The organism is Campylobacter sp. CNRCH_2016_0050h (genome assembly GCF_025772605.1).
Lineage (GTDB): Bacteria > Campylobacterota > Campylobacteria > Campylobacterales > Campylobacteraceae > Campylobacter_D > Campylobacter_D lari_D.
The window spans coordinates 70266-94986 of record NZ_JAKMSK010000002.1 but is presented as its reverse complement, the minus strand read 5'-3'; the positions used below and the strand labels follow the sequence as shown (position 1 = coordinate 94986).

Annotated in this window: 28 protein-coding genes, 1 tRNA gene and 1 pseudogene; 15 read left to right on the top strand and 15 right to left on the bottom strand. The window is 30.7% G+C overall.

The window, feature by feature from the left end; all coding sequences use genetic code 11:
• Positions 1-23: 23 nt before the first annotated feature.
• From sodB to L8X28_RS01535, 6 genes are all read right to left on the bottom strand, one after another.
• Complete coding sequence (gene sodB, locus L8X28_RS01560; protein ID WP_263665337.1) at positions 24-677, bottom strand: superoxide dismutase [Fe]; 654 nt, start codon at positions 675-677, stop codon at positions 24-26.
• Between the two features lie 68 nt (positions 678-745).
• The gene (gene nrdG, locus L8X28_RS01555) at positions 746-1255 is read right to left on the bottom strand and encodes an anaerobic ribonucleoside-triphosphate reductase activating protein (protein ID WP_263665335.1); all 510 of its coding nucleotides are present in this window, start codon (positions 1253-1255) and stop codon (positions 746-748) included.
• Complete coding sequence (locus tag L8X28_RS01550) at positions 1227-3506, bottom strand: anaerobic ribonucleoside triphosphate reductase (RefSeq protein WP_263665334.1); 2280 nt, start codon at positions 3504-3506, stop codon at positions 1227-1229. The genes nrdG and L8X28_RS01550 overlap by 29 nt, the downstream gene beginning before the upstream one ends.
• Before the next feature lie 132 nt (positions 3507-3638).
• A complete protein-coding gene (locus L8X28_RS01545; protein WP_263665333.1) occupies positions 3639-4253 on the bottom strand; it encodes a BspA family leucine-rich repeat surface protein in 615 nt (204 codons plus the stop codon).
• 220 nt (positions 4254-4473) lie between these two features.
• Positions 4474-4548, bottom strand: a tRNA-Glu gene (locus L8X28_RS01540).
• Between the two features lie 69 nt (positions 4549-4617).
• Positions 4618-5376: an exodeoxyribonuclease III gene (locus L8X28_RS01535; RefSeq protein ID WP_263665332.1), complete on the bottom strand. Its 759-nt coding sequence runs from the start codon at positions 5374-5376 to the stop codon at positions 4618-4620.
• Between the two features lie 99 nt (positions 5377-5475).
• Here L8X28_RS01535 and L8X28_RS01530 point away from each other — a divergent pair, with 99 nt between their 5' ends.
• From L8X28_RS01530 to pyrC, 4 genes are read left to right on the top strand one after another with little or no spacing between them, the layout of a single operon-like run.
• Positions 5476-7023, top strand: a complete 1548-nt coding sequence (locus L8X28_RS01530) for a phosphoethanolamine transferase (protein ID WP_263665331.1) — start codon at positions 5476-5478, stop codon at positions 7021-7023.
• Entirely contained in the window at positions 7023-7394 is a 372-nt protein-coding gene (locus tag L8X28_RS01525; RefSeq protein WP_263665330.1) for a diacylglycerol kinase, read from the top strand. The genes L8X28_RS01530 and L8X28_RS01525 overlap by 1 nt, the downstream gene beginning before the upstream one ends.
• Entirely contained in the window at positions 7379-7609 is a 231-nt protein-coding gene (locus L8X28_RS01520; RefSeq protein WP_263665329.1) for a helix-turn-helix domain-containing protein, read from the top strand. The genes L8X28_RS01525 and L8X28_RS01520 overlap by 16 nt, the downstream gene beginning before the upstream one ends.
• 8 nt (positions 7610-7617) lie before the next feature.
• Positions 7618-8610 (top strand): dihydroorotase, encoded by a 993-nt coding sequence (pyrC, locus tag L8X28_RS01515; protein ID WP_263665328.1) that lies wholly within the window; start codon positions 7618-7620, stop codon positions 8608-8610.
• A 9-nt stretch (positions 8611-8619) separates the two neighbouring features.
• Here the strand turns inward: pyrC and L8X28_RS01510 are convergent, their stop codons facing one another.
• On the bottom strand, positions 8620-9318 hold the full coding sequence (locus L8X28_RS01510; protein ID WP_263665327.1) for a class I SAM-dependent methyltransferase: 699 nt from the start codon (positions 9316-9318) through the stop codon (positions 8620-8622).
• A gap of 60 nt (positions 9319-9378) precedes the next feature.
• Between L8X28_RS01510 and L8X28_RS01505 the strand changes: the two genes are divergently transcribed.
• From L8X28_RS01505 to L8X28_RS01495, 3 genes are read left to right on the top strand one after another with little or no spacing between them, the layout of a single operon-like run.
• Complete coding sequence (locus L8X28_RS01505; protein ID WP_263665326.1) at positions 9379-10215, top strand: metal ABC transporter solute-binding protein, Zn/Mn family; 837 nt, start codon at positions 9379-9381, stop codon at positions 10213-10215.
• Positions 10212-10961 carry a metal ABC transporter ATP-binding protein gene (locus L8X28_RS01500; RefSeq protein ID WP_263665325.1) on the top strand — a complete coding sequence of 250 codons (750 nt, stop codon included), beginning with the start codon at positions 10212-10214 and terminating at the stop codon, positions 10959-10961. Before L8X28_RS01505 ends, L8X28_RS01500 begins: the two co-directional genes overlap by 4 nt.
• Positions 10954-11763, top strand: coding sequence for a metal ABC transporter permease (locus L8X28_RS01495; RefSeq protein WP_263665324.1), 810 nt, complete (start codon positions 10954-10956; stop codon positions 11761-11763). Before L8X28_RS01500 ends, L8X28_RS01495 begins: the two co-directional genes overlap by 8 nt.
• A 9-nt stretch (positions 11764-11772) precedes the next feature.
• Here L8X28_RS01495 and L8X28_RS01490 read toward each other — a convergent pair.
• From L8X28_RS01490 to rpmI, 3 genes and pseudogenes are all read right to left on the bottom strand, one after another.
• Positions 11773-12680 (bottom strand): annotated as a pseudogene (locus tag L8X28_RS01490) (DNA ligase).
• Positions 12658-13011: a 50S ribosomal protein L20 gene (gene rplT, locus L8X28_RS01485; protein ID WP_039617097.1), complete on the bottom strand. Its 354-nt coding sequence runs from the start codon at positions 13009-13011 to the stop codon at positions 12658-12660. Before rplT ends, L8X28_RS01490 begins: the two are co-directional and overlap by 23 nt.
• 98 nt (positions 13012-13109) lie before the next feature.
• On the bottom strand, positions 13110-13301 hold the full coding sequence (rpmI, locus tag L8X28_RS01480) for a 50S ribosomal protein L35 (protein ID WP_039617094.1): 192 nt from the start codon (positions 13299-13301) through the stop codon (positions 13110-13112).
• A gap of 147 nt (positions 13302-13448) precedes the next feature.
• Here rpmI and L8X28_RS01475 point away from each other — a divergent pair, with 147 nt between their 5' ends.
• From L8X28_RS01475 to L8X28_RS01440, 8 genes are all read left to right on the top strand, one after another.
• Entirely contained in the window at positions 13449-13670 is a 222-nt protein-coding gene (locus tag L8X28_RS01475) for a hypothetical protein (RefSeq protein WP_263659198.1), read from the top strand.
• Positions 13671-13736: 66 nt separating this feature from the next.
• Positions 13737-14045: a YkgJ family cysteine cluster protein gene (locus tag L8X28_RS01470; protein WP_318529624.1), complete on the top strand. Its 309-nt coding sequence runs from the start codon at positions 13737-13739 to the stop codon at positions 14043-14045.
• 87 nt (positions 14046-14132) lie between these two features.
• Positions 14133-15044: a hypothetical protein gene (locus L8X28_RS01465; protein WP_263665323.1), complete on the top strand. Its 912-nt coding sequence runs from the start codon at positions 14133-14135 to the stop codon at positions 15042-15044.
• Positions 15045-15080: 36 nt separating this feature from the next.
• Positions 15081-15671, top strand: coding sequence for a hypothetical protein (locus L8X28_RS01460; RefSeq protein ID WP_263665322.1), 591 nt, complete (start codon positions 15081-15083; stop codon positions 15669-15671).
• 778 nt (positions 15672-16449) lie between these two features.
• Positions 16450-16740, top strand: coding sequence for a hypothetical protein (locus L8X28_RS01455; RefSeq protein ID WP_263665321.1), 291 nt, complete (start codon positions 16450-16452; stop codon positions 16738-16740).
• Positions 16741-16750: 10 nt separating this feature from the next.
• Positions 16751-17176 carry a hypothetical protein gene (locus L8X28_RS01450; protein WP_263665320.1) on the top strand — a complete coding sequence of 142 codons (426 nt, stop codon included), beginning with the start codon at positions 16751-16753 and terminating at the stop codon, positions 17174-17176.
• Positions 17177-17204: 28 nt separating this feature from the next.
• Complete coding sequence (locus tag L8X28_RS01445) at positions 17205-17480, top strand: hypothetical protein (protein WP_263665319.1); 276 nt, start codon at positions 17205-17207, stop codon at positions 17478-17480.
• Between the two features lie 17 nt (positions 17481-17497).
• Complete coding sequence (locus L8X28_RS01440) at positions 17498-18364, top strand: helix-turn-helix transcriptional regulator (protein ID WP_263665318.1); 867 nt, start codon at positions 17498-17500, stop codon at positions 18362-18364.
• On the opposite strand, the gene L8X28_RS01435 is transcribed toward L8X28_RS01440, so the two are convergent.
• The 5 genes from L8X28_RS01435 to L8X28_RS01415 form a co-directional block, all read right to left on the bottom strand.
• Positions 18361-19452: a DNA adenine methylase gene (locus L8X28_RS01435; protein ID WP_263665317.1), complete on the bottom strand. Its 1092-nt coding sequence runs from the start codon at positions 19450-19452 to the stop codon at positions 18361-18363. The genes L8X28_RS01440 and L8X28_RS01435 overlap by 4 nt on opposite strands.
• Positions 19453-19486: 34 nt before the next feature.
• A complete protein-coding gene (gene infC, locus L8X28_RS01430; protein ID WP_039617082.1) occupies positions 19487-20008 on the bottom strand; it encodes a translation initiation factor IF-3 in 522 nt (173 codons plus the stop codon).
• Positions 20005-21816 (bottom strand): threonine--tRNA ligase, encoded by a 1812-nt coding sequence (gene thrS, locus L8X28_RS01425; RefSeq protein ID WP_263665316.1) that lies wholly within the window; start codon positions 21814-21816, stop codon positions 20005-20007. The genes infC and thrS overlap by 4 nt, the downstream gene beginning before the upstream one ends.
• A 106-nt stretch (positions 21817-21922) precedes the next feature.
• Positions 21923-22729, bottom strand: coding sequence for an undecaprenyl-diphosphate phosphatase (locus L8X28_RS01420; RefSeq protein ID WP_263665315.1), 807 nt, complete (start codon positions 22727-22729; stop codon positions 21923-21925).
• Positions 22726-24711, bottom strand: a complete 1986-nt coding sequence (locus tag L8X28_RS01415) for an OPT family oligopeptide transporter (RefSeq protein WP_263665313.1) — start codon at positions 24709-24711, stop codon at positions 22726-22728. The genes L8X28_RS01420 and L8X28_RS01415 overlap by 4 nt, the downstream gene beginning before the upstream one ends.
• Between the last annotated feature and the right edge of the window lie 10 nt (positions 24712-24721).

The window sequence follows — 24721 nt, the reverse complement described above, 5'->3', positions numbered from 1 at the left end:
GACTTTCTAAGAGATTTTATTTTTTAGTTTAGCGGATGAAGTTCATTTGCATAAAAGCTTATTGAATTCATACCTTCTTTGATAGCCCATTCATAAGCTTTTACTACAAATTCCCAGTTAATGTGTGCGTAGAATTTTTCTAAATACGCAGGGCGTGCATTACGGTGATCTACATAGTAAGCATGCTCCCACACATCAACTACTAAAAGTGGAACTTTACCTTCAGTGATAGGTGTAGCAGCATTGCTTGTAGCTACTAATTCTAATTTTTGATTTTGAGTGTTATAAACTAGCCAAAACCAACCAGAACCAAATACTCCTGTAGCTCCTTTGATGAATTCTTCTTTTAAATTTTCCATAGAACCAAAGTCTTTTTCAACCGCTGCTTTAAACTCATCACTTAAAGAACAGCCACAACCACAGCATGTTTTTGGCTTAATGCAGTCAAAATAAAAGTCATGATTATACACTTGAGCAGCGTTGTTAAAAATTCCGCCATTTGAGTTTTGTATGATATAAACTAAATCTTTTCCTGCAAATTCAGTATCTTTGATAAGATTGTTTAGGTTGTTTACATAAGTTTGATGGTGTTTGCCATGATGAAATGCAAAAGTTTCTGCACTCAAAAAGTCTCCAAAAGCGTCTGCTTCATAAGGTAGTTTTCTTAATTCAAACATATTGTTCTCCTTTTTTTAAATTTTATAGCATTCTAACATAGTTAAGTTAAAAAAGACTAAATGAGTCTTTATTTTTCAAAAAGTATTACTTTGCCTTGTTCTAAGCTTTTTGCTACATCGATAATGCGTTGGTTTTTACTACCTTTAAATTTTAAAGATAAGTCTTTTTGCTCTAAAATAAACTTCCCATCTATCAAAACATCAGCCAAGATAAGCAATTCTTTCATAGCTTGTTCTTGCAATAGCTCTTCATAAGTAAAACCTGTATATATAGTAAGATCAAGTCCTAAAGCCTTAATGTGTTTTGCTAGAATACTTAAATTTTTTGCTTGCATAAAAGGCTCCCCGCCACTAAAAGTAACACCTTGGAGTAAAGGATTTTTACAAATATCATCACACAAACTTGCTAAATCTTGCAAATATCCTTTGTTAAAATCATGTGTTTGTGGATTATGACAACCTTTGCAATGATGAGGGCAGCCTTGAGTAAAAATCACATAACGCAAACCATAGCCATCGACTATGGATTCTTTTATGACACCGGCTAATCTAAGAAAAATCGTGTTTAATTCTTGCATGAACTTCAGCTTTTTTAGCGTCATTAAAACGATCAAGCGTTCCTACTAAATAGCCTGTGATTCTTCTTATGCGTTCAAATTTAATATCATCTTCTTTTCTATGACACTTTGGACAAAACTCATCTATCACACCACTATAACCACATACCGGATCTCTATCTAGTGGGAAATTAATCGAGCCATAGCCTATATTGCTTTCTTTCATACATTTTATAATGCGTTCAAAACTTTCTAAATTCTTACTCACATCGCCGTTTAATTCTACATAAGTAATATGCCCGCCATTATTTAACTCATGATATGGGGCTTCGATTTGAATTTTTTCATATATACTAATAGGAAAATCCACAGGAATATGAAAAGAATTAGTATAAAATTCTTTATCAGTTATGCCTTTTAAAATGCCGTATTTTTTTTGATCTAGCTTTAAAAACCTTCCACTTAAACCCTCGGCTGGAGTAGCTATGAGTGAAAAATTCAGTTTGTCTTTGAGTGCTTTTTCATCGACAAATTCACGCATAAAACGCACGATTTGCAAACCTAAGTCCCTTGCTTCTTGACTTTGTCCATGATGAGAACCTACTAAAGCTATTAAACTCTCACAAAGTCCTATATAACCTATAGCCAAAGTCCCGTGTGCTATGATTTTTTCTACGCTATCATTTTCTTTTAAAGAATCTGAATCTATCCAAATTCCCTCGCCCATTAAAAATGGGAAATTTTTAACCTTTTTTAGACTTTGAATTTTATATCTATGAAGTAATTGCTCATACACAAGCTCTAATTTTTCTTTTAAAAGTGAGTAAAAAAGCTCTAAATTTCCTTTGGCTTCTATGGCTAAACGCACAAGGTTTATACTTGTAAAGCTTAAATTTCCCCTGCCACTTGTGATTTCTTTGCTCTCATCATAAACATTTGCCATAACCCTAGTTCTACAACCCATATAAGCTACTTCACTATTATAATCATTTTTTTTATAGTATTTTGCATTAAAGCTTGCATCTAAAAAGCTAAAATTTGGAAAAAGTCTTTTAGAAGCACATTCTATAGCGAGTTTAAAAAGCTTGTAGTTTGGATCTTTTTCATTATAATTAATACCTTCTTTTACTTTAAAAATTTGCACAGGAAAAATTGGTGTTTCACTATTTCCTAAGCCTTTCATCGTGGCTTTGAGTAAATTTTCTATTACCATTTGCCCTTCAAAAGAAGTATCGGTGCCATAATTTAGCGTGCTAAAAGGCACTTGAGCTCCTGCTCTTGAGTTCATAGTATTAAGATTATGCACCAAAGCTTCCATAGCTTGAAAAGTTGCATCTTGGGTTTGCTTTAATGCTCTTTTATAAGCATAAGCATTTGCTTGTTTTAAAAAATTCTCATCACTATTTAAGTCAAACTTTAAAAGCTCTTTGAAACATTCTTTTTCATTTGAAGCTTGAAATTTTGTGTTATCAAAGCAACTCTCGTCTAAACTTTGCTCTAATTTTATTTCAAAAAAAGCATTTATAGCCTTTTTATACTCTTTTTGAAAAGTCTTTGCCACACCCTTTGCCATAGCAAAATCAAAATTTGGTATAGATTGACCTCCATGCATTTCATTTTGATTAGCCTGTAAAGCAATGCAAGCTAAAGAAGCATAAGATCTGATATCATTTGGCTCACGCAAACTTCCATGTCCAGTGCTAAAACCATTTTCAAAAAGCTTTAACAAGTCTATTTGACAACAAGTTTGTGTTAGCATATAAAAGTCTTTATCGTGTATATGTATATCGCCATTTTTATGTGCATTTGCGATATGTTTTGGTAAAATACACTCATCTACATAGTATTTTGCTCCTTCTGAACCATATTTTAACATCATACCCATAGCACTATCTGAGTTGATATTAGCATTTTCTCTTTTTAAATCAGCTTCTTTAGAATCTTTGAAGGTTAAATCATCATACAAATTTAGCAAATCATAACTACCATTGCGGATTTGTGTTCTTTTTTGGCGGTATAATATATAAGATTTTGCAGTATTGATTAAAGCATTTTTTATTAAAACTTCTTCAACTTTATCTTGAATTTGTTCTACCTGTGCATGATTTTCATCAAGCAAAGCTACAACCTCATCACAAAGCTTACCTAATTCATCATTTTCTAATTTTTTATCAGTAGAGTTTATATTGGCTCTAAAAATAGCATTTTTAATTTTAAAAATATCAAATGCAACTTGACTTTTATCTCTTTTTGTAATAAATTTTATTTTCATGTAAATTTTCCTAAAAAATAATCTCTAGAAGCTAAAAAATAACGCTTTATGAAGATAAGTTTAGTACAAAAACTTGATGAAAAACTTAAAAAGATAAAAGAAAAATTCACACAAAAATTGTGTGAATTTTGTTTATTCCAACTCTATACCTTTTACTGCATAAAGTTTATCAATACCACGATTTCCAAATATTTTTTCAGTATTACAATCCTTTTGGATATTCCACTCATCTAGCTCATGATGGAAATTTTTGCAATTGTGAAAAAGATATGCCATAGTAATTACATTTTGCACATCCCAATTCACAACACTATGCTCATACGCATGACAGTTTTCAAAACAATGTGCCATTCTGGTAGTATTTGAAGTTTTCCAATGCAATAAAGAATGATTAAAATTAACACAATTAAAAAACATATAAGACATATCTTTTAAATTTTGAGTATCCCATTTTGATAAATCTTGATTAAAATTTTTGCAGTTAAAAAACATACTTGCCATATTTTCAACTTTAGAGACATTCCAGCGTGACAAATTTGCATTAAAACTTTCGCAACAATAAAACATATAAGACATATCTTTAGCATTTGATACATCCCAATGTTCAATACCTAAAAAATCCAATCTTTTAGAATAATAAAATACATAAGAAAAATCATCAATCAAAGATACATCAATATCTCTTAGAGAAATTCTTTCATTATACACCAAATTCATTAACTCATTTTTGCTTTTAGGTCTATACATTTTGTCCTCCTTTTTGTATATTTTAAAAAACAAGTGTGAAGTCAATGTAAAAAATTTACAAATTATTAATAATAACTTTCAATATATTAATAATAAGTATTTTAAAATAAACTTAATTTAAATAAGAGAAAACAAATAAAAAAATATTTAAATCGAACAATGTAACTTTTTGTAAAATATGACAATGATTATCAAAAAAAAGTGGATATAAAATAGTAAGTGGTGACCCATACGAGACTCGAACTCGTGTTACCGCCGTGAAAGGGCGATGTCCTAACCGCTAGACGAATGGGCCATTTTGCAGTTTTAAGATGAAATTATAACAATTTTTACTTAATAATTATTTAAGGCATTAAAAAATACCTTAAATATCGATTTCTATCCCTACAGGAGCATGATCTGAGCCAAAAATATCATCTCTTATAAAAGCATTTTTAATTTTATCTTTTAAGCCATTAGAAATGAAAAAATAATCAATCCTCCAGCCTACATTTCTTTCTCTTGCTTTCATTCTATAACTCCACCACGAATACTTTTCTTTAACATCGCCATTTATATGCCTAAAAGTATCTATAAAACCTAATTTTAATAAATCATCTATCCAAGCACGCTCAATCGGTAGAAAACCTGAAGTTTTTTCATTAGCTTTTGGGTGGGTTAAGTCTATCTCACGATGTGCGGTATTAACATCTCCACAGATGATAATTTCTTTACCTTCTTTTAAAAGTTTATCTAAATACACTAAAAAGTCATTATAAAATTTCATTTTAAAATTCAAACGCTCTTCATCTTTTTGACCATTTGGAAAGTAAATATTAAACAAAACTACATTTTTAAAGCTATGCTCTAAAACTCTACCCTCATCATCATCAAAAAACTCACATTTTTTTACCTCACAATCAAAATTACACAAGCTCATTACACCTGAATACCCTGCTCTTTTAGCACTATTTGAATACATATGTTTAAAAGGATACTCATAAATTCTTTTTGGAAATTTATCCTCGTGTGCTTTGATTTCTTGAAAGCCTATAAAATCAATTTCTTCTTTTTCAATCCAATCAAGTGCATTTTTATCACAAATTGCCCTTAGGCCATTTACATTCCATGATAATAATTTCATAATTTAATCCTTAAACTTACAAAAAGCAAAATCATACCATAAAGATATTAAGTTAACCATTTTTATTTATAATTAAATCTTTAATTTTGAAAGGATTTCATGAAATTTTTTAATATATCGTGGCTTAAATTTATTATTTTGAGTGCTTTTTATATAACTAGTATCAATCTGAAATTGTTTTCTTATATTCACGAAAATTTACATCCTCATAATAATGATATTTCCATTATTTTATATATAATTATATATTTTGCACTATTAGTTGGAATTTTCGCTTTATTATTTTTGCCTTATCTTAGCAAGATTTTAATGATTTTTTTAATAGGTGTGAGTTCAATTAGTAGTTATTTTATGATCAATTATGGTGTTATTATAGATCATGATATGATTAGAAATGCTATGCAAACTGATCAAAAAGAAGTACGCGATCTGATTAATTTTAATATTTTTGTTTATATATTTTTTACTTTTGTGATTCCAGCATTTTTTGTTATAAAAGCTAAAATAGAATATCACAATATCAAAAAACATTTAATCATTAAATTTGGCACTTTAGTTGTTGCTTTATTTGTTGCTTTTGGATTGCTTGGAATTTTTTCAAAAAGTATTGTACCATTTTTAAGAACTTATAATGAAGTAAGAGTTTATAACACTCCTTTTTATCAAATTTATTCAGCAATTAAATATATAAAATTAGAAGTTATTCCAGAAAAAGAACTTCAAAAGATAGCTTTAGATGCGAAAATGGAAAAAGACTTAAACAAAACTATGATTTTAGTCATAGGGGAAACCGCTAGAGCAAATAACTATTCTTTGGGTAGTTATACCAAAAATGATACTAATTTTTACACCAAAAACGAACCTAATTTAATATATTTTGACAATGTAAGCTCTTGCGGGACAGCAACTGCTAGAAGTTTACCTTGTATATTTTCAAGACACAAAAGAGCTACTTTTGACAATAGTCTTTATGAAGAAAATGCTTTAGATATTTTACAAAGAGTTGGAGTTCAAAGTGTTTGGCTTGGAAATAATTCTGGAGGTTGCAAAGGAAACTGCGATCGTATAGCACATAAATTGATTTCAAAAGATTATGATGAGAGTTTACTTGAGCTTGTAAAAGAACAATTACAAAATCCATCTTCAAGTAAAATCATAGTCGTTCATTTGCAAGGTTCTCATGGACCAGCTTATTTTAAGCGCTATCCAAATGAGTTTAAAAAATTTACGCCAACTTGCGATACAAATGAATTACAACAATGCTCGCAAGAAGAATTAACTAATACCTATGACAATACTTTACTTTATACAGATTTTATCATCAAAAGTCTTATTGACTTACTAAAGCAAAGTCCTTCACAAAATGCTTCATTGTTGTATGTATCAGACCATGGAGAAAGTTTAGGAGAAAATGGAATTTACCTTCATGGAATGCCCTATTTCATAGCACCAAAAGAACAAACTCATGTTCCTATGATTCTTTGGAGCAAAGATAATAATTTAATCCAAGAATTACAAAAAAAGAAAGATTATAAATTATCTCAAGATAATATTTTTTCAAGTTTATTAGGATATTTTAATGTCCAAACTAAAGAATATGAAGAAAACTATGACTTATATAGTAAAAATTTAAAGGAAAATCCTTAATGAAGCCAAAGTATTCTTTATTTAAAAATGCAAGTTATGCCTTTAGTGGCATTAAATTCTTGCTTAAAGATGAAATGGCTTTTAGAATAGAATTTGCCATTATCTTACCTTTGATTTTTGTAAGCTTTTTTTTACCTGTGAGTTTTTTAGAACATTTTGTGCTTATTTTAGTATTAGTTTTGATTTTAATTATAGAAGCATTAAATTCTGCTATAGAAGCTTGCGTGGATCTTTGTACGAGCGAATTTCACATCTTAGCTAAAAAAGCAAAAGATTGTGCGAGCGCTGGGGTGTTTTTTAGCGTTGTTTTGGCTATAATTACTTGGAGTTTTATTCTTTTTAATATGGCTAGAGAATGGATGATAAACTAAAAACACTATGCATAAAAATCTTTGGTAAAAAACGCTTTGAAATTTTAGAATTTTTAGCCCTTCATGCTAATGAAGATGGCTTTGTCTTTGCAAATATCGAAGAACTTTCTAAAAAGTTAAACATCAGCAAACCAACCATCATTTCTACTTTTAAATTTTTAGAAGAGAAAGCTTTGCTTGAAAAGCTCAAAAACGGCTTATATAAACTCAAATAGGAGATAAAATGACACTTAAAAACCCTTTGGATATGCATTTACATTTACGCGATGAAAGCATGCTTGAACTTGTAGCTCCATTTAGCGCAAAAGACTTTAAAGCAGGAGTTATCATGCCAAATTTAATCACTCCGCTTACTGAAATAAACGCATTAAAAGCTTATAAAGAACGCATTTTAAAAGCATGTAAAAATGAAGATTTTACGCCTTTGATGACTTTATTTTTTAAAGACTATGATGAGCAATTTTTAGAAAAAGCTAAAGATGAAATTTTTGCTATCAAACTTTATCCTGCAGGCATAACTACAAATTCAGATAATGGAATTTCAAGCTTTGATATAGAAAAGTTAAAACCTACACTAAATGCTATGAGTGAGCTTGGCCTGCCTTTACTTGTACATGGAGAAACAAATGATTTTGTAATGGACAGAGAAGCAAATTTTGCTAAAATCTATGAAAAATTAACTAAAAATTTTCCAAAATTAAAAATTGTAATGGAACATATTACCACTAAGGTTTTGTGTGATTTATTAAAAGATTATGAAAATTTATACGCAACTATCACTTTACATCATTTAATGATAACCCTTGATGATGTAGTAGGTGCTAAGATGGATCCGCATTTATTTTGCAAGCCTATTGCAAAACGCTATGAAGACAAAGACGCTTTATGTGAGCTTGCTTTTAGTGGCTATGAAAAGACTATGCTTGGAAGTGATAGCGCACCTCATCCTTTGCATACTAAAGAATGCTGCGGGTGTGCGGCTGGCGTATTTAGCGCACCGGTGATTTTACCTGTATTAGCTGAACTTTTTGAAAAGCACTCAAATGAAGCAAATTTACAAAAATTTATTTCAGATAATGCTTGTAAAATCCATAATCTTAAATTTGAAAAAGATAAAATCATCACTTTAGAAAAACAAGAATGGCAAGTAGCGCAAAAATACGGCGATGTAGTGCCATTTATGGCGGGAAAAACTTTAAATTTCAAGGTTATTTAGCCTTGAAATTTAATCAATAATCAAAAGTTTTATCTTAGCTTCTATAATCTCTTCTACCTCATCTTTTGCAAAGCTTTCTAACTCTTGTTTATTTGCATTAATGCCATTCATACTCAAATGCCATAAAGCATTTTCTATCGCACTATCTTTATCTCTTTTTACTACTCTAGTTTCATTAAAAATTTCACTCTCATAAGAAATATTTTGCGCATTTAAAAAACTTTGCAAATCACTTTCATAAAAACCTTTAAAATGCGTGTTAAAATGCTCAAATATAGGATCTAAAAAGCTACTTTTGCGCCTACTCGCCCAGCCTAAATATACTTTTTTAGAAGCTAAGTTTAAAAAAGCTTTATAGTCTTTTTCATTTTGCAAAGCAGGAGACATACTCAAAAAGGCTAAATCAAAATTTGTGTTATTGTTTTTATAAAAGTTTTCAAAGTCTAAATTTAGGGTTTTTACATTTGATATGGCATGGGTTTTTGCATCTTCTTGTAAAATTTCAAGCATAGCACTAGAGCTATCTACACCCAAAACACTTTTTGTTTTTTGTGCTAAATGCAAAGTCCAAACACCACTTCCACAACCTATATCCACCACGCTTTTATCTTGTAAAGACCCAAGTTTTGCAAAAGTAACTTTTTGAATTTCGTTTAAGTTAGAACTATATCTTGCATAGCTTTTTGCTTTTTTATTCCATAAATTCATCTTCACTCCTTATTTTTTCTAATATAGTATAATATTTTTTTGTTTTTAGAAAGGAAAATTATGCGTGTATTGTTTTTGTGTTTGATTTCATTTTTAAGTATATATGCCAAAGATTTGGTAAGTGTTAGTATAGCCCCACAAGCTTATTTTGTAAAGCAAATTGCTAAAGACACTTTGGACATCAATATAGTCATACCACCTAATGCAAATGAACATACTTTCGAATTTAAACCAAGTAGTATTTTAAAACTTGAAAAAAGCGATATTTACTTCACAGCAAATTTAGAATTTGAAAAAATTTGGATTTTAAAACTTAAAGATAATCTCAAAAATACCAAAATCATCTCTACTCAAAATGGCATTGATTTTATACCTTTACAAGAGCATGCTCACGAAGGACACCATCATCATGGAGATGACCCTCACACATGGCTTGATCCACTTTTAGCAAAAACTCATGCTAAAAATATCACTTTGGCACTTATAGAACAATACCCGCAAAATAAAGCATTTTATGAACAAAATTTAGAAAATTTCTTAAAAGAAATGGATACATTAAATTTACAAATACAAGCTTTATTTAAAAACACAAACAATAAGCATTTTTTAGTTTATCATCCATCTTGGGGGTATTTTGCAAAAAGATATCATCTAAGCCAAATTCCTGTAGAAATAGAAGGAAAAGAACCTAAGCCAAAGGACTTAGCCAAACTTGCAAAACTCATACAAAAAGAGCAAATCAAAGCTATTTTCGTGCCAAAAGAAGCTAATAACAACACCATTAAAGCTATAGCGAGTAATTATAATCTTAAAATCATAGAACTTGATCATTTGCCAAATGATTATAAAAATGAGCTTTTAAAAGATGCAAAAAATATAGCAAGTGTTTTACAATGATAAAAATCAATATTAAAAATTTAAACTTTTCATATAACCAAGATGAGGTTTTAAAAAATATCAACCTAAACTATGAAAGTAAAGACTTTTTAGCCATAGTAGGGCCAAATGGTGGGGGCAAATCTACACTTTTAAAACTCATACTAGGCTTACTAAATAGCCATAAAAATATAAACTTTGAAAACTTGAGTTTAAAGGATATAGGTTATGTCCCACAAAATACTTTAGCTAATCCAAACTTTCCAGTACGCGTGCTAGAAGTAGTGATGATGGGAAGGGTGGATAAAAAATTCTTTGGTTTTTACACCAAAAAAGATCAAGAACAAGCCTTACTAGCCTTAGAAAAAGTAGGTATGAGGAATTTTTGGGATAAAAAAATCAACGAGCTAAGCGGAGGTCAAAGACAAAGGGTTTATATAGCAAGAGCTCTAGCAAGTGAATGCAAACTTTTAATCCTTGATGAGCCTACTGCAAGTATAGATACTAAAGGTTCGGTGCAGATTTTTGAGCTTTTGAAAAAATTACACGAAAGCGGGGTTGGCGTGATAGTAATATGCCATGATTTAAATGTAAGCTTAGCTTATGCAAATAAAATCGCATATTTAAACAAAGAATTATTCTTGCATGAAAATACGCCTGAAAAAAAGGCACATTTACTAGCACATTTAAGCCGAAATCACACACATTTTTGTGATGTAGAGCTTAGCTTGGAGCAGTGTTGTTGCAAAGGAGAAAATCATGCTTGAACTTTTATCTAGCTCTTTTATACAAAATGCTTTTTTAGCCGCATTTTTAACTAGCATTGCTTGTGGAATTATGGGAACTTTGATCATGATCAACCGCTTAAGCTCTATGGCGGGAGGCATTACGCATGGGGCTTTTGGGGGTATAGGCATAGCATTTTATTTTGGCTTGCCAGTATTAGTTAGTACGAGTTTATTTACTCTTTTTTTAGCTTTACTTGTAGCATTTTTAGTACAAAAATATCCTTTTAGAAGTGACAATATAGTCGGGGTTATATGGGCTTTTGGAATGGCTGTTGGTATCATACTCATAGACTTAACTCCTGGTTATAATGGTGATTTAATGGGGTATTTATTTGGTAGTATTTTGTCTGTACCTACACAAGATATAGTTTTATTTGCAGTGATTGATGTGATTTTTATCATTTTAGTGTTGCTTTTTTATCGTCAATTTGAAATTCTAAGCTTTGATAAAGAATTTGCAAGCTTAAGAGGGGTTAAAACTAATCTTTTTCACTATCTTTTAATCGCGATGATGGCTTTTTGTATCGTTATAAGTATCAAAGTAGTAGGATTTATACTTGTGATAGCTTTACTTAGCATACCTGCATTTATCGCTGAGAGCTTTTCTAAAAAGCTTGGTCAAATGATGATCATCTCTACGCTTTTGAGCATAAGTTTTTGCGTGATAGGGCTTTTTGTGAGTTTTTATTATAACCTTGCAAGCGGAGCTTGTATTATAGCAAGTGCTTGTATAGCTTTTGTGCTTTATCTTTGTTTTAGTGCTTTTTTAAAGAAAAGTTAAAATTTACTTTTACCTTAAAATGCTATTTTCATGTACTCTTAAAAAACTAGCAAATTTTGGTTTGCCATTTTTGGTTAAACCATTGTATTTAAAAGTAATTATAGCACCAATTGGCGGAGGATTTAAGCGATCGCTTTCTTTAAAACCTGACCTATTTTAAAACTCACTTTTTTACCCTCAATCACTGCTTCACAAAGTAAAGATCCCATTTTACCTTCAAATTTTCCCTTACCTTCAAAATGCTTTTTTACAACACATTCTGTATCATCAAAAGGTTTTAGTTTAAAAGCATTATTTGATCTTTTCTTTTCATAAGGTGCATTGTTTAATCTTATGATTATACCCTCGCCCTTATGCAAAATGATATCTTGGTAAAATTGCTTTAAATGATTTTTATCTTTAATGGAAACTTGTGGAATAATTTTTATATAATCATTTGGATTTTTAGCTAAATACTTTTTCAAAACTTCTAATCTTGCTTCTAAAGTACAAAGATCAAGTTTAAATTCCTCACAAGCATTTGGCACATCAAAGACATTATAACTTACTTTTTGCCAAAGTTTTTCATCAGGATTTTCTTGGCGTATTAAAGATGAAATTTCTTCAAAAGAAGCTCTTTTTATCCAAAGTTCTCCATCTAATTCAAATTTAGGAAAATTTTTTGTGAAAAATGAAGGAAGTTTTATAGTATTTCCTGCTCTTGTTTGCATAGACTTACCATTCCAAAGACCTCTTACGCCATCGAGTTTTTCACTCATGAGATAGTGACTTAAATTTACATCTTTAAATGCTTTTTCATCATAAACTTTAAAAAGCAAAATATCTTTTGCAAAAAGAGAATTTAAAAAGAGAGTAGAAAGAAAAACAAGGCTTATAAAAAGCCTTGCAGTAAGATTAAAGTGCTTTTTTAGCAGCATCTGCGATTTTAGCAAAAGCAGCTGCGTCATTCATCGCTAAATCAGCTAAGATTTTTCTATCAAGCTCAATACCTGCTTTTTTAAGACCATTTATAAATCTTGAATAACTAATATCATTTAGTCTGCAAGCTGCATTGATACGTACTATCCAAAGACGACGGAAATCGCGTTTTTTGCGGCGTCTATCACGATACGCATAAACCAAACTTCTTTCTAATTGTTCTTTAGCTTTTCTAAAGTGTTTGCGGCGACCACTATAAAAACCACGCGCAAGTTTTAAAACTTTTTTATGTCTGCGGCGTCTTACAACACCTGTTTTTACTCTTGCCATATTTATCCTTTCACAAATTGGCGTTCGTTAAACGAATCTTGCCCTTTAAAATAAGGGGAGTTTGAATGACTTTCGTCAAAAACTAAATTTAAGCGAGCTTAAATTCCTAACATTTTTTCAACCGCTTTAACATTGGTTGAGTGAACATACTTAGAAGTGCGAAGATCACGCATTCTTTTAGCAGGTTTTTTAGTCAAAATGTGGCTTCTATAAGCAGCACCTCTTTTAATTTTATTTTTACCTACTTTGAAGCGTTTAACAGCACTTTTAACGCTTTTCATTTTTGGCATGTGTATCCTTTGGATAAATTTTTTCATAAAAGAAAGCTATCATTTTACTATAACTATGCTTTAGAAAAATTAAATTTTTATGACACAACCTGTCACAAGGATTTAATATGATTTTATTAATTTTATAAAATCCAATAAAGGAGTCAAATGGCAATAGTAATTGGTATTATAGTTATGATAGCTACTGCTATATGGGCTATAGTTTGTGGTACTTTTTGGGCTTTATTTTTGTTTGTAGTGTGGTGCGTTATATTACCAAGTTTATTTTTAATAGAAAAATACGGAATTATAAATGTAGCAGTTTCTTATGTGCTAATTTTAGCAGGCGTAGTAGTACTTGCAAGGATAATTAAAAGTAAACAATACTAAAAACCTTGACAATACGGGGGGGGGGATATTGATATAATTGACATAAAAAATAATAAGGAGGGTTAAATAATATTAAAACATAATTTTCCTTGCACTTCATGTGGAACATGTTGTAAAAATATTAATGGCATTGAAGAGTTGAAACACTTTAGTATAAATGGTGTTTGCATTAATTTACAAGAAGATAACTCTTGTAAAATTTACAACGAAAGACCCTTAGTATGCAGAGTGGAAGATTTTTACAATAAATATTTTAAAGACACTATGAGTAAAAAGGATTTTTATAACGAAAATATAAAAATATGTAATTTATTGCAAGATAAATTGAAGCTAGATAAAAAATACAAAATAAATTTAATAACAAAGGAGATTTAAAATGGCAGTTCCATTTATTTTAGGCGGAATAGCTTTAGCAACAGGTGTATTTGGTGCTAAAAAAGCATACGATGGTTATCAAGATAAGTGTGCAGCAGAAGGTTAGATAATAATTCTAAAGCTATTTTTAATTATGCAAAAGAAAATTTAGACGTAGCTAGAAAAAATGCTGAACAAGCTTTGGAAAATTTAGGGCATGCAAAGTTGCATATTCATCAAAATTCTTTTAAAGAGTTTATTGATATTTTTTCTAAACTTAAAAATGTAGAAAGCGATGATTTTTCTAAAGATGATTTAAAATTTAATATTAATGAATTTATAGAATTTACCAAAGAAAGTGTAATTGACTTTACAAAATTAACAGCAGATGGGATAGCATCTCTTGGTGCTAGGGCTTTAGCTGGTATTGGAGCTTATGGTAGTGTTGGATTACTTGCAAGCGCTTCTACCGGAACTTTAATTTCTACACTGAGTGGCGCAGCGGCTACTAATGCTACTTTAGCATGGCTTGGAGGAGGTAGCTTAGCTGCAGGTGGATTTGGAATGGCTGGTGGAATGGCTGTTTTAGGTGGTATAGTAGCTGCGCCTGTTTTAGCAGTTGGAGGATTTTTATATTCTAAAGTTGGAGAGCAAGCTTTGGACGAAGCAAAAAGTAACCTACATAAAGCAAAAGCAGTAGCAAGTGAAATGGATACTGCAAGAATTGCAACAACAGCAATCGGTTCTATTATAAATGAATCTCTTATAGCTATACAAAATTTAGATGGAATTTTAATTAAAGAATTACAAACTTTTAAATTAATGATTATAAGAGAAAATGATTGTTCTAAATTTACTGATGGTGAAAAAACATATACTCAATTTATTGTAAATTTAGTAAAAGCAATTAGTGGTATTTGTAAGGTAAATGTACTAACTGAAGATGGCATAGTAAATAAAGAATTTAAAAAAGCTGTCCAAATAGCACAAAATTTAAATAAAGAAATACAAACTATTTAAAAGCGGAATTTCCGCTTTTAAAATAAGGAAGATATCATGAATACTGTATCATTGTTTGATGAATTACTAGAAGAACTAGGGACCCAAAGTTTAGCAAGATTAGATCTTAATATATTTAACACTAGCTCATATGAAGCCTATATGGAAAGTACAAAACTTACAACAAATATGCAAAAAGCTACGCAACAGCATGGCAATAACCCAAATGGTTTTGGTCAATTGTATGAAACACTAGAAGTTGGTAAAGAAAATATCAGCAACGCATATAATAAAAATAAAAATAGAAGCTTCACAACAGATGAGCTTGCCGAAATAAGCAAAGTCTTCAAAGGGGAAAATATTGATCTATACAAAAAAGAGACAATTTTGGCAAATTATAGCGATGAAGAAATTAAAAATTTGACAAACAATGTCAATCTAGACAACTTAACCAAAACAAATCATACTATAGTAGATACCGTAACTTTAAACGAAAAAGGCGAAATAGCTAAAACAGAACAATTAAAAGCTGTTAATGATAGTATATTTGGAAAAGAATATAATAGATATTTTGAAGCGATTAAAAATGGAAATTTAGACTATATAAAACTGATAAAGAAACTTACGAAAGGGCGCAAAAAGAAATAGAAAAATTAGAAAATAACATAAAAAAAGCCCCTGAAGAAAAAAAATCAACTTTAGAAAAAAAACTTCAAGAATATAAAAGCAAATTTTCTTTTCTTACTCAAGGTAACGAGAGAGAAAAAGCTGGCTACACAAAAGAAACTAATTCTAAAAACCACACAGACAAATATCAGGCCTTAAAAGAAGTATATATTATTCAAGCAAAACAAGCTACTATAAATGTTTTTCAAACTGGAGCTAGCGATGCTGGTGTTGTTGTTCTTAGTACATTTGCAAGCGGTGTTATAACTGAACTTAAAAGCGAATTTATAAAAAAAGAACATGAGGATTTTGATGTAAGATTTAAGCGTTTATTATCAAGAGTAATTGAAAACGGGAAAGATGCTTTTATAAGAGGAGCTAACTATGGTATTATAGATGTTATTGTTGGAATTGCTTCGCAATATTTTAAAAGAATTGGTGGGCACTTAAAAGCTTTGTGGAAAAATTTAAGAAGTGGTTTAAAATCTATATGGAATGCAATATATGCTTATATAACTAGTAAAATTAAAAGTTTTGACGAACTTATAAAAGTGATATTAAAATCTTTGTTTTCGCTATTATGACTATATTTGCAATTGCCTTAGAAGAACAACTTTGTTAAGCATTAGGTGGAAGTCAATTATCTCAAATTTTATCCATAGGAATATCCATTTTTATTTGTTCATTAGCTGTAGTTTTATTTTCTAAAACTGTTGAAATAACAATAAATAGCTTTGTTGCAATTTTTGCTAAGGCAAATTTGGCTAAAGCAAGAAGAGAAGAAGTTGAAATAGTTTTTGATAAAATCATGCCTAAAATGATAGAAAACCAAGAATCTTTGGAAATTTTCATAGATGATTATATGCGTGATTTAAAAAATACTAACAATATGAGTTTTCAAGAATTACAAACCGCCTTAAATAACAGTAACTATACACAAGCAAATCAATCTATTATAAACCTTGCAGAAAAATTTGGTATTGATGATTTATTTAAAACACGAAAAGAATTTGATGATTTTATGTTTAGCAATGAAAATTTAAAAATATAAAAGGAATAAAATGGGATTCTTAGATACTTTAAAATCTATAGCAATTAGTGCAAAATGTGGAATTGGGTGGCACGGAGGAACTTACAGCAATGAAGAAGGAAAACCTCGATGCTATCTTTCAAAAACATGCCCCGACTGTAATGAATATATCAGTAAATACAATCACAACTTTGCAGAAAGAGTTATAACAGATCCGTACTCTTGCAGAGGTTATGAAGAATGTATTTATTGTCAGTACAGAGAATTTGGAGCATATCACAAATTTGAAAAAGTAAGAAAAAATGAAAGATGTCAGATAATAGAAAAATGCTCTCAATGTGGAAAAGAGCGTTTGGGTGATATACAGCATTCTTGGGTACAAATTCCTTTTACAAATAAAGATGCATCTATTAATGGAAAAAGAAAATGTAGAGATTGTGGATATATTGAACAATAAACCATGCTAAACAAACTACCCCATTTCATTGCTTTTTAGCTATAAATCAAACATCTTTGATATCATCTCAAAGCCAAAGCAAGCTTATACTTACACTAAGTTTGCTTTAGAGCTAAAAGAGTTTTATGAAAAAGAAAATGACAAAACAGAAGCCGCTTTTATCATCCTAGATAGAGTACTTAAATTTAAAAAAGAAAATCCTGATGATTTTAATGATTTTTTAAAGCTTATTCAAGAGCTTTTAACTACCTATGAAAATGATCCAAAAACAATCAAACAAAACATCAAAGATTTGCTAAAATAAACAAAAAAAGGTTGTATATGGAAAAAGACAAGCTTTCTACGCGTTTAGTTTCTATACTGCAGTGTTTAAATAATGGTGAGCGTTTTAGCTTAGAAGAACTTGCACAAGAATTTAATGTCAGCATTCGCACTATACAAAGAGACTTACATAAACGCCTTGCTTTTATCCCTATAAAAAAAGAAAATGGAAAATACTTTTTAGAAGGCTATGTTTTAGTAAAATTGAGCTTTAAAGATATACAAAATTTTGCTATTTTAAGCGGTATAGGTAGACTTTATCCTAGTTTAGATAAAGAGTTTTTAAACGACTTGCTTAATGAAAAAATCAATAAAGCCTTTTTAGTCAAAACCCAAAGCTATGAAACACTTGATAGAGAAATTTTTGAAGAACTAAGCGCAGCTATCATAGCAAAACACTCCATTAACTTTTACTACAAAGAAAAACACAGAAAAGCTAATCCATACAAACTCATCAATATTGACCACATATGGTATCTTTTAGCAGATGAAAACGATACTTTAAAAACCTTTACTTTTTCTAAAATCACACAACTAAGAGTGAAAAAGAAAGAAATTTTTACCCCAAAAGAAGAGTTTTTAAAACAAATTCAAAAAGATCAAAGTAATTGGATTAGCAAAGAAAACAAAGAAGCTATTTTAAAGCTTGATAAAAAAGCCAAAGAATATTTCTTAAGAAAAAATGCCCTTACTAAATACGAATTTATAGATGAGGATGAGAATTTTATTTACATCAAGGCATTTTATACCTATGATGATGAGCTTTTAAATTTAATAAGATATTGGATACCATATATTAAAATAAACAAGCCTATTGCTTTAAAAGAAAAGCTTTTTAAGCAGTTAAATACATACATGCAAGATTAGCGTTTTTTTAATATATAGAGTTGTTCTTGTATATGCATAGAGCGTTTAGAAAGGTTTCTACTAGCTCTAAAGGCATTATACTTTTGCTCAAGCACAAAGCATTCTCCAAGACTTTGAAGTCTTTTTGTGAAATTTTCTTTTTTTACAAAACCCTCACAATTATAAGAAAGCAATATAATCTTGGCTTTTAAATCATTTATCAAATCAAACAAAGCATCTTCGGCTTTTTTTTCTTTGTTAAAAGCACTGCGATTCCAGTCTTTTGGTATACCAGAAACCTTTGAGATTTCCTTTGGCTTTTTATAATTAGCGATTAAATTTAACATAAAATAATTTGATCCATAAGGATGTTGATTATAAGGTGGGTCTAAATACGCCACATCAAAGCTATCAAGCTCTTTAGCTAAAATATTTGCATCTTTTTGAAAAACCTCATACTCACAAGTAAAATTTGAAAAAATAGGCATTTTTAAAGCTATATCACCCTTTATACGACTAAGCGCATTTGCTCCATTTCCTCCAAATTTTCCTACTCCATTTTTATCTTTATAAAAGCCTTTAAAAACCCCGCTTGTATTTGCATGCACGCTTGCTTCGTAGATAAGAGGTGCGATGAAGTATTTTTGAATTTCTTTCGGCAGGCTTGAAATTTTTTCTCGCATAGAGTCTAAATACATAGCGTTTTTAAGTGTGTAGAAAACTCTTTCATTCTTTTGGATATACTCATCATCATTTGGCGCATAAAGCTTGCTTATAAAGCCTTTTTTGAGTTTTAAATCAGAAGTTAAAAAAGCATAATGTTTTTGTAATTCTTGTAAAAATTTCGCGTTTTGATTGCTTAAATAACACTCATTGATGATTTTAGAATAATCTTCCAAATCATTTGCCATGATAAAACTCGCATAAGGCTTCACAAAACGCGAAACTACCCCAGAGCCACTAAATACATCACAAAAACTAAATTTGTCTTTTTTAAGCTCATTTTGTGCGAATTTAAAGCCTTGATTTAAAAACTCGAGCAAGGATCTTTTATTGCCAAGATAAGTTATGATTTGTTCTTTTAAAAATTGCGGATTTTCTTCTAGCATAAGTTTAAAATACAAGCCTTAAAAAGGCTTGTGATTATTTTTTCTTTTTAGGAGTTACTAGCATATTTACATAGCGTCCTTCGAGTAAAGGCTCTTTGTCTCTATCTGCTATATCTTCAACCATTTGCCAAATTTTTTCAAGCAAAGCTACCCCTGCTTCAGGAGAGCCCATCTCACGACCTTTTAAAAACACTCTAAATTTCACATGCTTGCCTTGCTCTAAAAACTCGCTTGCATGTTTGACTTTATAATTAATGTCATTTTGAGCAATTTTCACAGAAAGTTTGATTTCTTTTATATCAATAACTTTTTGTTTTTTCTTTGCTTCTTTTTGTTTCTTTTCTTGTTGATAACGAAATTTTCCATAATCCATTATCTTACATACAGGTGGTTTGGCTTCAGGGGCTATCATTACCAAATCAAGCCCTAGTCTATTTGCTATATCTAGTGCTTCATCACTACTAATAATGCCATAAACCTTGCCATCATCACCTATACATCTGATCTCATCTGCTTGAATTTCTTCATTTAGCAATACTTCTTTTTCTTTACTCAAAAGCGTACCTCACTTAATTTCTCCTTTGTTAGGGTTATAAATTCATCTAAAGTCATTGTTTTTTGTTCTTTTGCTCTTCTATCTCTTAAAGCCACACTTTTGTTTGCTACTTCTTCATCGCCTAAAACAAGTATCATAGGCACATGTGCTTTTTCGGCTGTGCGGATTTTTTTATTTAAGCTTTCATTTTTATTATACACTTCACTATCAATGCCAAGTTCTAAAAGTTTTCTTGCTATTTCTTTTGCATACTCATGATGATTTTGCGAAATAGGCACTATAGCTACTTGAGTTGGTGCTATGAAAAATGGCAACTCACCCGCACAATGCTCTACTAAAATTCCTATAAATCTTTCAAAAGAACCTAAAATAGCACGGTGAAGCATTACAGGTTGTTTTTTCTCATTATCTGCGTCTGTGTATTCGAGTTTAAAACGGCTTGGCAAGTTAAAATCTACTTGTATAGTTCCACACTGCCATTTTCTTTTTAGCGCATCAGTGATTTTAATATCGATTTTTGGACCATAGAAAGCTCCACCGCCCTCATCAATGCCATATTTTAAACCTTGTTCATCTAAAGCTTCTTTTAAAGCCTTTGTAGCTATGTCCCAAATTTCATCATCACCTATTGCTTTTGCTGGGCGTGTTGAAATTTCCATTTCATAATCAAACTCAAAAGCCTTCATCAAAGTATCAACAAAGCTTAAAATTTCTAAAACTTGTTCTTTTATCTGACTTGGCATACAAAAAATATGCGCATCATCTTGAGTGAATTCTCTTACCCTAAAAAGCCCGTGTAAAACTCCACTTTTTTCATGGCGGTGCACCACGCCGTATTCAAAAAATTTCAAAGGTAAATCGCGATAACTTCTAACATCACTTTGATAAATTTTAATATGTCCTACACAATTCATCGGCTTAATGCCGTATTCTTGCTCATCAATTTGCGTAAAATACATATTTTCTTTATAGTTTGCATAATGCCCACTAATTTTCCACGCATCAGCTTTTAAAAGTTCAGGCCCACGCACAGGCTCATAGCCTCTTAATCTATGTGCTTTATATAGCAAATGCTCCAATTTGCTTCTTAATTTTGCACCATTGCTAAGCCATATAGGAAGCCCACCGCCTATTTCATCATCAAAAGCAAAAAGCTTCATTTCATTACCAAGTTTTCTATGATCTCTTCTTTTAGCTTCTTCAATGATTTTTAAGTATTCATTTAAACTTTCTTTATCTACAAAGGCAGTACCATAAATTCTTGTGAGCATTTCTCTTTTTTCATCACCACCTAAATACGCTCCCGCTACACGAGTAAGTTTGAAAAATCTTAAATATCTAGTATTTGGTGCATGAGGTCCACGGCATAAATCTTCAAATTCGCCTTGCTTATAAATACTTACTTTTCCATCAGGAATTCTTAGTAAAACTTCTTGTTTTAAATCATCATCAGCAAATTTTTCTTTAACCTCAGTCTTTGAGAGTTCATATTTTATGATGTCTAGCTTTGCCTCTGCTAGTTCTTTCATTTTCTTTTCGATTTTGCTTAAGTCTTCTTCTGAAATCTTACTATCAACTCTAAAATCATAATAAAACCCATCTTCTATCACAGGTCCTACGAAAAATTTAGCCTCTGGATATAAACTTTTAATCGCTTGAGCCATTAAATGTGCACAAGAGTGGCGGATAACTTCTAAACTTTCTTTAGAGTTATCAAAATAAATCGGAGTTAAATTTGTATCATTGTTAAAACTTTGAGTATCTACCAAAGTTTCATTATTTGCATATGCAATTATATCTTTTGTCATTTCTACCCTTAACACTCACTAACCTTGTGAGCTTAAATTAAAATATAAGACTAATTTTAGCTATGAAAAACTTAAACTTTTTTTAAATAAAGGATATTTTTATATTTCAAACACCCGTTCTTGATATATCTAAAGCACCACTCATAAAAAGGTATAAAAATACAAAACCTAAAATTATCCTATAAATTCCAAAAGGTATAAAGTTTATTTTGCTAATTAATTTTAAAAATATTTTAATTACTATAAAAGCCACTACAAAAGCTGTTATAAAACCTATGGCTAAAGGAATGAAATTATTCATATTGCTTAAAACCTGTGGTTCTTTATAAATACTATAAGCTGTTGCGATAATCATAGTAGGAATTGCAAGCAAAAACGAAAATTCAGAAGCAACTTTGCGATCAAGTCCGAGCAATAACCCACCTATGATACTTGCTCCACTTCTTGAAGTACCTGGTATAATAGCAAGAGCTTGAGTTAAACCTATCAAAAAAGCTTGTTTATAACTTACCTCATCTAAAGAGTGGATTGTATAGTCTTTTTTTCTATGTTTAAGTTCTATGATGATAAAAACAATCCCACCAATGATTAACATAGTAGCCACGGTATAGCCATTAAATATTTCTTTTAAAAACTTATATGCTATAAAACCCACCCCACCTGCAGGCAAAAAGCCCACAGCAAGTTTTAACCAAATATCAAGTTTTTGAGTTAGTTTTTCTTTAAAAATAAAAATCACCGCTAGTATAGAACCAAGCTGAATGATGATAAAAAAACTTCTCCAAAAATCATCTATATTTAAACCCAAAATTTCAGCACCCAAGATCATATGCCCAGTAGATGAAACAGGTAAAAATTCTGTCAGACCCTCAATGATTCCTAAAATCAAAGCATAATAATAATCTAAATTCATTTTTTAAGCACTCTTCTTGCAAAAATTAGCATAATCGCTATAAATACTACAAAACCTATAATCCCATCATCTTTAAATGAAGTTGCAATAGCAAGCGGATCTTCAGCTCCACCTCTACTAATAGAAAGCACAGTTAAGCCAGCTATTAATACTCCAAATATACTCTCACCCACTATCAAACCAGAGGCAAATAAGGTTCCTTTTTGCTCATGCTCTTGAATAAGTTCTTTTTTATGAGCATTTTTAGCATATCTTTGATCCAAACGCTTTTTAATTAAATATGCCAATAATCCACCTATAAACAAAGGCATATTAACAGCAGGTGGTAAATATATACCTATACCCACAGCTAAAGGTGGTAAAGACATATTTTTCTTTCTTAATAAACGATCGACAATGATTATACCAACACCCACAAAAGCTCCTGCTATAATATAACTCCAATCAATGTTAGCGTTAAAAATACCTTGAGCTATAGTGCTCATTAAATTTGCTTGTGGTGCAGCAAGTGCATTTGCCTCATCCATTCCTTCTCTTGGCATTGCACCCACAAAACCATAAGCTTGGTATAGCAAATTTAACACAGGAGCTATAGCTAAAGCTCCAAACACACAACCTATAATCAAAGAAACTTGTTGTTTCCAAGGAGTTGCACCTACTAAATAACCAGTTTTTAAATCTTGTAAATTATCATTAGAAATAGCAGCAGTTGCCAAAATAACACTGGTAGTAAATATAGCAAAAGCAATAGCAAATTTAGACATTAAAGGATCACTAAATAAATCTACTTGATAACCCAAAAGTAAAATAATCAAAGAAGAAATCATAATCCCAATTAGTCCTATACCCGAAATAGGAGAAGATGATGAACCCACTAAACCTGCCATATATCCACAAGCAGAAGCTACAAAAAAGCCTATAAAAATAGCTACTAAAGTTCCTACTAAAGCAAAAAGAATTTGATAGCCACTTACTAAATTTGAGTCAGCCACAAAAGCATAAAATGAAATAAATAAGCCTATACACATAAGCACAAATAAACCTAACATAGCTTTTAAAGATAAATCCATATCTTTAGGATCTTGTGAGAGGTTTAATGAGGTTTTTTTAAGCATATTTTTCATACCATCATATACAGGCTTTGCAAGTTCTATTAAAGTCCATAATGCTGCTATGGCAATAGCTCCTGTGCCTATTAAGCGTACTTTTTGAGCCCAAATTTGATTAGCTATATCAAGTGCACTTAAGCTTACATCAAAACTTTCTTTAGCAGAAAAATATGGCACAAAAACCATCCAAGCAAGCACCATACCCACAAGCAATGCAACACCTCCGGCTATACCTACTAAGTATCCAGCACCCAAAAGTGCCACCGAATAGCCCATAGAAAATCCAAAAGTCATTTTTTGCCAAATAAATGCAAAACTACTTCCACTTGAAAGTAGTTTAAAGCCACTTGAAAAAAGGCTTACAATAGAAGCTAATACTACACCAAGTGTGATTTCTTTTAAGCCCACCTTTCCTTTTTTATCAGCTTGATCTTTATTAGCCACTTTTAAAATTTCAGCAGCAGCCCTTCCTTCAGGATAAGCCAATTTACTCTCTACTACCATAGCTCTACGCAAAGGTATAGTAAAAAGCACGCCTAATCCACCTCCGCAAAGACAGAGCATAAAGGTAAGCCAAAGTGGAAATTCAAACCAATACCCACATATAAAAAGGCCCGGTATAACAAAAATCACAGCCGAGAGCGTACCTGCAGCTGAAACTTGAGTTTGAACCATATTATTTTCTAAAATATTAGAATCTTTAAAGATTTTTAAAACAGCCATTGCAATTACAACAGCAGGAATAGAAGTAGAAAAAGTAAGACCAACTTTAAGCCCCAAATATACATTTGAGGCAGTAAAAATAATCGTTAAAATACTTCCTAGTATTATACCCCTAAGCGTAAGCTCCGGTAGTGAGTTTTTTACATGCATTTTGTTTCTC

What these genes read in the sequence shown, in the direction of transcription:
- sodB (WP_263665337.1), bottom strand. Translation starts at nt 677, where the DNA reads ATGTTTGAATTAAGAAAACTACCTTATGAAGCAGACGCTTTTGGAGAC.
- nrdG (WP_263665335.1), bottom strand. Translation starts at nt 1,255, where the DNA reads ATGCAAGAATTAAACACGATTTTTCTTAGATTAGCCGGTGTCATAAAA.
- L8X28_RS01550 (WP_263665334.1), bottom strand. Translation starts at nt 3,506, where the DNA reads ATGAAAATAAAATTTATTACAAAAAGAGATAAAAGTCAAGTTGCATTT.
- L8X28_RS01545 (WP_263665333.1), bottom strand. Translation starts at nt 4,253, where the DNA reads ATGTATAGACCTAAAAGCAAAAATGAGTTAATGAATTTGGTGTATAAT.
- L8X28_RS01535 (WP_263665332.1), bottom strand. Translation starts at nt 5,376, where the DNA reads ATGAAATTATTATCATGGAATGTAAATGGCCTAAGGGCAATTTGTGAT.
- L8X28_RS01530 (WP_263665331.1), top strand. Translation starts at nt 5,476, where the DNA reads ATGAAATTTTTTAATATATCGTGGCTTAAATTTATTATTTTGAGTGCT.
- L8X28_RS01525 (WP_263665330.1), top strand. Translation starts at nt 7,023, where the DNA reads ATGAAGCCAAAGTATTCTTTATTTAAAAATGCAAGTTATGCCTTTAGT.
- L8X28_RS01520 (WP_263665329.1), top strand. Translation starts at nt 7,379, where the DNA reads ATGGATGATAAACTAAAAACACTATGCATAAAAATCTTTGGTAAAAAA.
- pyrC (WP_263665328.1), top strand. Translation starts at nt 7,618, where the DNA reads ATGACACTTAAAAACCCTTTGGATATGCATTTACATTTACGCGATGAA.
- L8X28_RS01510 (WP_263665327.1), bottom strand. Translation starts at nt 9,318, where the DNA reads ATGAATTTATGGAATAAAAAAGCAAAAAGCTATGCAAGATATAGTTCT.
- L8X28_RS01505 (WP_263665326.1), top strand. Translation starts at nt 9,379, where the DNA reads ATGCGTGTATTGTTTTTGTGTTTGATTTCATTTTTAAGTATATATGCC.
- L8X28_RS01500 (WP_263665325.1), top strand. Translation starts at nt 10,212, where the DNA reads ATGATAAAAATCAATATTAAAAATTTAAACTTTTCATATAACCAAGAT.
- L8X28_RS01495 (WP_263665324.1), top strand. Translation starts at nt 10,954, where the DNA reads ATGCTTGAACTTTTATCTAGCTCTTTTATACAAAATGCTTTTTTAGCC.
- rplT (WP_039617097.1), bottom strand. Translation starts at nt 13,011, where the DNA reads ATGGCAAGAGTAAAAACAGGTGTTGTAAGACGCCGCAGACATAAAAAA.
- rpmI (WP_039617094.1), bottom strand. Translation starts at nt 13,301, where the DNA reads ATGCCAAAAATGAAAAGCGTTAAAAGTGCTGTTAAACGCTTCAAAGTA.
- L8X28_RS01475 (WP_263659198.1), top strand. Translation starts at nt 13,449, where the DNA reads ATGGCAATAGTAATTGGTATTATAGTTATGATAGCTACTGCTATATGG.
- L8X28_RS01460 (WP_263665322.1), top strand. Translation starts at nt 15,081, where the DNA reads ATGAATACTGTATCATTGTTTGATGAATTACTAGAAGAACTAGGGACC.
- L8X28_RS01450 (WP_263665320.1), top strand. Translation starts at nt 16,751, where the DNA reads ATGGGATTCTTAGATACTTTAAAATCTATAGCAATTAGTGCAAAATGT.
- L8X28_RS01440 (WP_263665318.1), top strand. Translation starts at nt 17,498, where the DNA reads ATGGAAAAAGACAAGCTTTCTACGCGTTTAGTTTCTATACTGCAGTGT.
- L8X28_RS01435 (WP_263665317.1), bottom strand. Translation starts at nt 19,452, where the DNA reads ATGCTAGAAGAAAATCCGCAATTTTTAAAAGAACAAATCATAACTTAT.
- thrS (WP_263665316.1), bottom strand. Translation starts at nt 21,816, where the DNA reads ATGACAAAAGATATAATTGCATATGCAAATAATGAAACTTTGGTAGAT.
- L8X28_RS01420 (WP_263665315.1), bottom strand. Translation starts at nt 22,729, where the DNA reads ATGAATTTAGATTATTATTATGCTTTGATTTTAGGAATCATTGAGGGT.
- L8X28_RS01415 (WP_263665313.1), bottom strand. Translation starts at nt 24,711, where the DNA reads ATGCATGTAAAAAACTCACTACCGGAGCTTACGCTTAGGGGTATAATA.